The sequence below is a fragment of the Mesorhizobium sp. M0991 genome (assembly GCF_040318915.1).
In the GTDB taxonomy this organism is placed as follows: domain Bacteria; phylum Pseudomonadota; class Alphaproteobacteria; order Rhizobiales; family Rhizobiaceae; genus Mesorhizobium.
Genome location: NZ_JAMYNE010000037.1, coordinates 35,039 through 43,311 on the forward strand (window position 1 = coordinate 35,039; position 8,273 = coordinate 43,311).

Genomic DNA, 8,273 nt, shown 5'->3' on the forward strand with positions numbered 1-8,273 from the left:
CGTCAGCCCAACGTTCGCGTCCAAGCTTCTCTTTCAAGGAGGTGGACGCCATGCCGTCAACAACCGCTATCACTGTATCGCAACTGTCCCGTCTGATTGGGCTGCCGGGTGCACCCGCAATCATCGACGTCCGCATCGATGATGACTACAACGCCGACCCGCGATTGCTGCCGGGGTCGGATCGGCGTGATTTCAGGACTGTCTCGAACTGGGCTGCCGACTTCGCTGGCAGGCAAGTGACAGTCGTCTGCCAGCAGGGAAAAAAGCTTTCGCAAGGCGTGGCCGCATGGCTGCGGCAGGAGGGCATTGCCGCCGAATCGCTCGACGGCGGGTTTGAAGCATGGCGCGATGCCAAGGGCCTTCTCGTTCACGCCGACAAGATACCGCCCGCCGATGCCAAGGGCCGCACCGTTTGGGTGACGCGTACGCGCCCGAAGGTCGATCGCATCGCCTGCCCCTGGCTGATCCGGCGCTTCATCGATCCTCACGCGGTCTTTCTCTTCGTCGAGCCGGCCGAAGTGGCGGCCGTCGCCGATCGCTTTCAGGCCGTGCCTTTCGACATCGAGAACGTGTTCTGGAGCCACCGCGGCGAACGCTGCACCTTCGACACCATGATCGAGGAGTTCGGGCTTAAATCCGAAGCGCTCGATCGCCTGGCCACGATCATACGCGCTGCCGATACTGCGAGCCTCGATCTTGTTCCACAGGCGGCCGGGTTCCTGGCCGCCTCGCTTGGCCTGTCACGAATGTTTCGCGACGATCTGGAGCAGCTCGAGGCCGGCATGCTGCTTTACGATGCGTTCTTCCGCTGGTGCCGCGATGCCACCGAAGAGACGCATAACTGGCCGGCCGCCGGCGCAGTCAGTCTCGGCGCGGGCAAACCATCGTGAGCGCCGTCCTTTCGAAAAAGCCGCCGGAGATCCAGGAGCCGGTTGTGCCGAGCTTCCGGCAGGCCGTGAAGGTCTGGGCGAAAATCGGCGTGCTCAGCTTTGGCGGCCCGGCCGGGCAGATTGCGCTCATGCACAAGGAACTGGTCGAGGAACGGCGCTGGATCGGCGAACAACGCTTCCTGCATGCGTTGAACTACTGCATGCTGCTGCCTGGCCCCGAGGCCCAGCAACTCGCCATCTATATCGGCTGGTTGCTGCACAAAACGGTCGGCGGCCTTGTTGCCGGCATTCTCTTCGTCGTGCCGGGCGCGCTTGTCATGTTCGTCCTGAGCAGCCTCTATGCGCTCTATGGCGATGTACCACTCGTCGCGGCGCTGTTTTTCGGGGTCAAGGCGACCGTGCTCGCCATTGTCATCGAGGCGGTGATCCGGATCGGCAGACGCGCGCTGAAAAACCCGGTCATGGTGTCGATCGCACTCGCCGCCTTCATCGCCATCTACGCGTTGAACGTGCCGTTTCCGCTGATCGTGCTGCTTGCCGGCCTGGCAGGCTGGATCGGCAACCGTAGTGCGCCGGCTTTTTTTTCCGGCGCTTCGCATGGCAAGGGCGATGTTCCCGACATAAAGGGCGTGGTCGATCTGATGTTCGAGCGCGGCGAACTGACCCACGTCAGGCCGACACGATGGCACGCGCCGCGCACTTTGGCGATCTGGCTGCCGATCTGGCTGGGGCCTATTCTGCTGGTCTGGGCTGTCACCGGCCCTGCCAGCGTTTGGACGCAAATCGGTGGCTTCTTCAGTGTCATGGCGGTCGTCACCTTCGGCGGTGCCTACGCAGCCCTTGCCTATGTCGCGCAGGCAGCGGTCGAGTACTTCGGCTGGCTGGCACCCGGTGAAATGGTCGACGGCCTCGGACTTGCCGAAACCACGCCGGGTCCGCTCATCCTGGTCTTGCAGTTCGTCGGCTTCGTTGCCGCGTTCCGCCAGCCGGGCTTGCTGGCGCCGCTGCTTGCCGGATTGTTTGGGGGTCTGTTCACGCTATGGGCGACGTTTACTCCATGTTTCTTGTGGATATTCCTTGGCGCGCCTTACATCGAAGCGCTGCGCGGCAACAAGGCGCTGTCGGCGGCGCTCGGTGCGATCACCGCCGCCGTCGTCGGCGTCATCATGAATCTCGCTCTATGGTTTGGCTTGCACGTCATCTTCGGCGAAGTGCGCAATGTCGGGCTTGAAATGGACGTGCCGGTGCTTTCATCGATAGACTGGCGCGCGGCGCTGCTTTCCTGTGCCTCCATGATCGCCATTCTGAAGCTGAAGATCGGTATGCTGCCGACGCTTGCCGGATCGGCGCTGGCCGGTGTGTTGTTGCTGGCGGTGAGCGGGTAACGCTCAGCCGCCCATTCTGCCGCGCGGCAGCTTGATCATATCGCCGAAGCGGGCGCGCAATTTGTCGTCGACCGGCTTCGGCACGTGGCGCGGGAAGCGTTCGGCAAGCACGCGCTTCTTCTCGATGATCGCCCGCTGCAAGATGTCAGGCCTACCTTTCTCATTCCATTCCTTAGGCGAAAAGCGGTCGCCGACGGCCGGATAGAAATATTCGGTCTGCATCAGCCGCAGCGTCTGCTCGTTGCCGAGATAATGGCCCGGGCCCTTCAGGCAGACATCGGCAATGGTGTCGATCGACAGCGACTCGTCCGTCACTTCGATGCCGCGCACGCAGCGCAGGCAGTGGCCGAGCATGTCGTTGTCGATGATCAGGCTCTCAAGGCAAAAGCCGAGCAGCGAGGCGTGCATGCCGGCCGATTCGTAAACCAGGTTGAGGCCGGCAAGACCGGCCATCACGTCGGTTATGCCCTTTTCGTAGCCGGACTGAATGTCAGGCAGTTTCGAATCTGTCATGCCGGCGGCCGAACCGCCCGGCAGGTCGTAAAATTGCGCCATCTGCGCGCAGGCCGCGGTCAGCACCGCCTGCTCGGCCGAACCGCCCGACATGGCGCCGGTCCGGAGATCCGAGACAAACGGCCAAGTACCGAAAATCGCCGGATGGCCTGGCTTGATGGCGTTGACGTAGATGAGGCCGACGAGCACTTCGGCGACCGCCTGCACCACGGCGCCGGCAATCGCCGCCGGTGCCGTCGCACCCGCCTGGCCTGCCGACAGCAGCAGGATCGGAATGCCGCCCTCGACGCAGGCTTCGAGAACGCCACAGGCGTCCTCGGCAAACTTCATCGGCGGCACGACGAAGCAGTTCGAATTGGAGACGAAAGGCCGGGCGCGAAAATTCTCTTCGCCGCCGGCAATCGCATAGAGCATGTCGAGCGCCGGCTTGACGTTCTCACGCACGGTAAACGAGGTGCCGACATGCTTCGACGTGCCCATGACGCAGGCGTAGAGCGTGTTGAAATCCATATCGAGCGGGTCGGGAATGTCGCGCGGCACCATCGGCCGCTGGAAGAAATGGATGTTGTCGAGCCCTTCGACCAGGCGCGCGGCATCGTAAATGTCCTGCAGCAGCGACTCGCGATACTCACGCTTTTCGACATCGACGAGATGCACCGCAGCACCAGCCGTGCCGTAATGCACGCGCTTGCCCTGGATCACCATGTCATGCTTCGGATCCTGGCCGTGCAGGGTGAAATGCCGTGCCGCTTTCTTGATCGTGTCGAGCACAAGGCCGCGAGGAAACCGCAGGCGGCCGTCCTCACTGAAGGTCGCGCCGGCTTTGGTGAGTGCCTCGATGCAGGAGGGGATGGCGTTGGCGAAACCGACTGTCTCCAGAAGAGTAAGCACGGCCTCATGGATACGTTCGCAATCATTGCCGCTGAGCGGGCTGTAGCTTCCGCCTTCGAGGCCAGCACGCACCGGCTTGACGTCGTCGGCGAGCGGTGCCGCCCGCATGGCGCGGCGCGCCTCGCGCCCGCCGGACCGCCGCGAACGCTGGTCTGCGGACACGTCCTGCTTCTCATGGGCCATTGGCATGAAGGCACTCCAACTTTAGCTGCGGAGCGGGCGCGGCGGTTGGTCCACCATCGGCCTGCTTCGTCCCCTTTATATAGCGACTATGCCGCCGGCATTGGCACAGCCTATGTGCCAGCCGGTCCCGTCGCATATGCCAAGGAGCTAAAGAACCGGAGCCGCACTACGTGCGCCAGGCTCCGGTCGGGGAAGGGAGATCAGGCCGCTGCCGGCCTGCGTCCAGCTGCCGTCGCCAGTTCGCGGATGCCGGGTTCGATGTGCTGCAACGCGATCGAGGAAATGCCCAAGCGCATGAAACGCGATGGTTTTTCGGTACGGTCGAAGAAGCGGTCGCCAGGCTCGATGATGACGCTGCGCGAGGCTGCGGCCTCCGCCAGCCCGCGCGAATCGGTGCCGCGCGGCCCCTCGAGCCAGAGCGACGTGCCGCCGGCCGAATCGGTCGAGCGCCACTCCGGCAGGAAGGCGGAAATCGCATGGACCAGACGCTTGCGCCTCTCATCGAAGGCGCTCGACAGCCGCCGCACCAGCGCCTCGTGATGGCCGAGCGACAGGAACAATGCGACGGCGCGCTGGTTGTTCGCCGGCGGATGGCGCAGCATGAAGCGGCGTAGCGCCCGAAGCTCGGAGATCAGCCCGGCCGAGGCGACGATGTAGCCGAGCCTGAGGCCGGGAGCCAGCGTCTTTGACATCGAGCCGACGTAGACGACGCGGCCGGACCGATCGAGGCTCTTCAGCGCCTGCTGCGGCGCCTCGTCCAGGAGCTGGCTGTCATATCCGTCCTCGATGATGATCTGGTTGTAGCGGTTGGCGCGCGCCAGAAGATCCTGCCGCCGCTCTGCCGACAGCGGCACCATGGTGGGGCAATGGTGGCTGGGCGTGACGAAGACGAAGCCGGAATCATTGGGAATGGCCGAGGTTACGATGCCGGAGTGGTCGACCGGAACCGGCTGGATGTCGGCGCCGGCCAGCCGGAAGATCGAACGTGCATCGGGATAGCCCGGGTCCTCCATCGCCACCTTCGAGCCCTTTGTCATCAACAGCGTCGCCAGCATGTAAAGCGCGTTCTGCGCGCCCAGCGTCACGATGATCTCGTCCGGATTGGCGAAGATGCCGCGTCGCGGCAGCAGCCGTGCCTGGATCTGCTCGATCAGGAGTGGATCGTCGCGGTCGACCATGTCGGACGCCCAGTTGCGGATTTCGAGCACCGCCAGCGCCATGCGGTTGCACTCGCGCCATTCGGCGGTCGGGAACAGCGCCGGGTCGAACTGGCCATAGACGAAGGGGTAGGACGACTTGATCCAGTTGTCGTGCTTGGCCGGCGGTGGCATGTCGCTCGCCGCGATCTGCCGGCGCGCCTTCCAGTCGATCTCGTTGGCCTGGTCGGGCGCTTTCTGGTGCGGCTTGGCCGGCGTCGCCAGCACTTCGGGATTGACGAAATGGCCGCGGCGCTCGCGCGCCACCAGGAAGCCCTGGTCGACCAGCTGCTGGAAGGCCAGCACCACGGTGCCGCGCGCTACGCCGAGTTTTTCGGCAAGAATCCGGCAGGACGGAAGCGGCATGGAAGCCGCGATCTGCCGGTCGAGGATGGCGGCGACAATCGCCTGGCGGATCTGCGCTTGCAGGGTCTGACCGGATTCCGCCGAAATCCGGAACAGGCCGGACCATATGGCCGTGTCGTTTCGCTGTGGCATGGGAGATGTTCCTCGATGGCCAGCTTTTTTCACTTGGCTGGACCAGTCGAATGTACCGGTGGCACAAGGTGTTGCGCCAATCAATTTTTCTGATCGCTGGGATTTATGCCAGCGATCCTTTGCGCCGGCCCACGCTGCGCTGCGGCATCGCTGCGCATTGAAACAGATAGAATTCGACCCGATAGTTTGCCGCGACGACACGCGCCGGAAACATCCGGCCTGATAAGATGCATCTCAAGAGACCGGAGCAAAGCAGTGGATCAATCGTCCTTTCAAAAGCAGCTCGACGCATTGCGCGATCATCGTGCGGCCAAATCGGGCTCGATGCGCGAGGCTTTCGCTGCCGATCCGCAGCGCTTCGAGAAATTCTCCGCCAGCGACGGCGACCTGCTGCTCGACTGGTCGAAATGCGCGGTCGATGCGCGGACGATGGAGTTGCTGGAGAAGCTGGCTGAGGCCGCCGACCTCGAAGGCCGGCGCGACGCTATGTTTGCTGGCAAGAAGATCAACGTCACCGAAGGCCGCGCCGTGCTGCACACGGCGCTGCGCAACTTGACCGGCAAGGGCATCGTGCTCGACGGTCAGGACGTGAAGGTGGAAGTCCTTGCCGTACTCGACGCGATGGGTGCCTTCGCGGACGCGGTGCGTTCCGGCAAGGCGGCCGGCGCGACCGGCAAGAAGATCACCGACATCGTCAACATCGGCATCGGCGGCTCCGATCTCGGCCCGGCCATGGCGACGCTGGCGCTGGCGCCCTATCATGACGGGCCGCGCGCGCATTACGTATCCAATATCGACGGTGCCCATATTCACGACACACTGAAGGGTCTTTCCGCCGAAACCACCCTGTTCATCATCGCCTCCAAGACCTTCACCACGGTCGAGACGATGACCAATGCCGAGACCGCGCGCCGATGGGTCGAGAAGGCGCTCGGCAAGGAAGCAGTCGGCAAGCATTTCGCCGCCGTCTCGACGGCGCTCGACCTGGTCGCCAAATTCGGCATCGCGCCCGATCGCGTCTTCGGCTTCTGGGACTGGGTCGGCGGCCGCTATTCCGTCTGGGGTGCGATCGGCCTGCCGGTGATGATCGCCATCGGCCCGAAGGATTTTCGCGCCTTTCTCGACGGCGCCCATGAGCTGGACGAGCATTTCCGCACCGCGCCGCTGGCGAAGAACCTGCCGGCGCTGATGGGGCTGATTGGCTGGTGGCACCGGGTGGTCTGCAAATACCCCGCTCGCGCCGTCATCCCCTACGATCAGCGTCTGTCCAGGCTACCGGCCTATCTGCAGCAGCTCGACATGGAATCGAACGGCAAGAGCGTCACCCTGGACGGCGGCGCTGTGACGACGCCGACCGGCCCGCTGGTCTGGGGCGAGCCCGGCACCAATGGCCAGCATGCCTTTTTCCAGCTTCTACATCAGGGCACCGATTTCATTCCGGTCGAATTCCTCGCCGCTGCCGTCGGCCACGAGCCGGAACTGAAGCATCACCACGACCTTCTGCTCGCCAATTGCCTGGCGCAGTCGGAAGCCTTCATGAAGGGCCGCACGCTTGAGGAAGCCCGCGCGCAGATGCTGGCGAAAGGCATGAAGCCCGCCGATGTCGACAGGGTTGCTCCGCACCGCGTCTTCTCCGGCGACCGCCCCTCGGTGACGATCCTCTACAGGAAACTCGACCCCCACACGTTCGGACGGCTGATTGCACTCTACGAGCACCGCGTCTTCGTCGAAGGCACGCTGTTCAACATCAACTCCTTCGACCAGTGGGGCGTCGAGCTCGGCAAGGAACTGGCGACCGGCCTGCTGCCCGTCGTTGAAGGCAAGGAGAATGCCGCAAAGCGGGATGCCTCGACTGCCGGACTGGTGGAATACATTCACCGCTTGCGCGGCCCGGAGTGAAAAGCTTGGCGGACATCAAGGGAATATTGTTCGACAAGGACGGCACGCTTGTCGATTTCAACGCGACATGGCTGGGCATCGCCGACTTCATGGCGATGGATGCGGCCGAAGGCGATCGCTGGAAAGCAGACAGGCTGCTTGCGGCGGCGGGCTTCGACTTCGCCACCAAGCGCTTCAAGCCGGATTCGATTTTTGCCTCCGGCACCAACATGGACGTCGTCGAGCTGTGGTTTCCACGGCTGTCCGACGAGGACCAGATGCTTGCCGTCGCCCGCTTCAACGCCATCACCTCGGCGCAAGGATCGGCAATGGCGGTGGCGCTGCCGGGTGTGGTCGAGACGCTTGGGCTGCTTCACAGGAAATCCTACCGGCTTGGCGTCGCCACCAACGACTCGACCAGCGGCGCGGAAAAGACCCTGGTCACACTGGGCGTCGCGCAGCTTTTCGAAGCCGCCTATGGTTACGACGCGGTGGCCAATCCAAAACCGGCGCCGGATACGATCCTTGCCTTCTCGGATCTGACAGGACTCAGGCCAGCGGCGATCGCCGTCGTCGGCGACAATCGCCACGATCTGGAAATGGCGCGCGCCGGCGGCTGCGGCCTGGCGATCGGCGTGCTGTCCGGCACCGGTACACGTGAATCGCTGTCGCAGATCGCCGATATCATTCTGGATTCGGTTGCCGATCTGCCCGATTTTCTTGCGGCCCGAGTCAGCGAGACGGTCTAGACTCGCAGCTAGAGCGGTTCCCCCTTTGACGGAATCAAAGGGGATTCCAGATTTATCTGTTTTGTGATTCAAGATGCTGGCTGGAGTGGA

At 63.5% G+C, this 8,273-nt stretch carries 7 protein-coding genes; 5 read left to right on the forward strand and 2 right to left on the reverse strand.

Going from position 1 to position 8,273, the window contains the following annotated elements; all coding sequences use genetic code 11:
* Positions 1-50: 50 nt before the first annotated feature.
* On the forward strand, positions 51-890 hold the full coding sequence (locus NKH70_RS31045; RefSeq protein WP_352719325.1) for a chromate resistance protein ChrB domain-containing protein: 840 nt from the start codon (positions 51-53) through the stop codon (positions 888-890).
* A complete protein-coding gene (gene chrA, locus NKH70_RS31050) occupies positions 887-2,275 on the forward strand; it encodes a chromate efflux transporter (protein WP_352719326.1) in 1,389 nt (462 codons plus the stop codon). Before NKH70_RS31045 ends, chrA begins: the two co-directional genes overlap by 4 nt.
* A gap of 3 nt (positions 2,276-2,278) precedes the next feature.
* Here chrA and NKH70_RS31055 read toward each other — a convergent pair whose 3' ends face one another.
* On the reverse strand, positions 2,279-3,868 hold the full coding sequence (locus NKH70_RS31055; RefSeq protein WP_352665368.1) for a trimethylamine methyltransferase family protein: 1,590 nt from the start codon (positions 3,866-3,868) through the stop codon (positions 2,279-2,281).
* 194 nt (positions 3,869-4,062) lie between these two features.
* On the reverse strand, positions 4,063-5,556 hold the full coding sequence (pdxR, locus tag NKH70_RS31060) for a MocR-like pyridoxine biosynthesis transcription factor PdxR (RefSeq protein WP_352467513.1): 1,494 nt from the start codon (positions 5,554-5,556) through the stop codon (positions 4,063-4,065).
* Positions 5,557-5,561: 5 nt separating this feature from the next.
* On the opposite strand from pdxR, the gene NKH70_RS31065 reads away from it, so the two are divergent.
* The 3 genes from NKH70_RS31065 to NKH70_RS31075 all read left to right on the forward strand — a co-directional run bounded on the left by NKH70_RS31065 (position 5,562) and on the right by NKH70_RS31075 (position 8,183).
* The gene (locus NKH70_RS31065) at positions 5,562-5,717 is read left to right on the forward strand and encodes a hypothetical protein (protein WP_156948037.1); all 156 of its coding nucleotides are present in this window, start codon (positions 5,562-5,564) and stop codon (positions 5,715-5,717) included.
* Between the two features lie 94 nt (positions 5,718-5,811).
* The gene (gene pgi, locus NKH70_RS31070) at positions 5,812-7,455 is read left to right on the forward strand and encodes a glucose-6-phosphate isomerase (protein ID WP_352719327.1); all 1,644 of its coding nucleotides are present in this window, start codon (positions 5,812-5,814) and stop codon (positions 7,453-7,455) included.
* Positions 7,456-7,460: 5 nt separating this feature from the next.
* On the forward strand, positions 7,461-8,183 hold the full coding sequence (locus tag NKH70_RS31075; RefSeq protein WP_352719328.1) for an HAD family hydrolase: 723 nt from the start codon (positions 7,461-7,463) through the stop codon (positions 8,181-8,183).
* The last annotated feature ends 90 nt before the right edge of the window (positions 8,184-8,273 follow it).

Bases quoted from the DNA above. Each gene is read 5' to 3' on its own strand.
- NKH70_RS31045 (WP_352719325.1), top strand. From the start codon at position 51: ATGCCGTCAACAACCGCTATCACTGTATCGCAACTGTCCCGTCTGATT.
- NKH70_RS31055 (WP_352665368.1), bottom strand. From the start codon at position 3,868: ATGCCAATGGCCCATGAGAAGCAGGACGTGTCCGCAGACCAGCGTTCG.
- pdxR (WP_352467513.1), bottom strand. From the start codon at position 5,556: ATGCCACAGCGAAACGACACGGCCATATGGTCCGGCCTGTTCCGGATT.
- NKH70_RS31065 (WP_156948037.1), top strand. From the start codon at position 5,562: ATGTTCCTCGATGGCCAGCTTTTTTCACTTGGCTGGACCAGTCGAATG.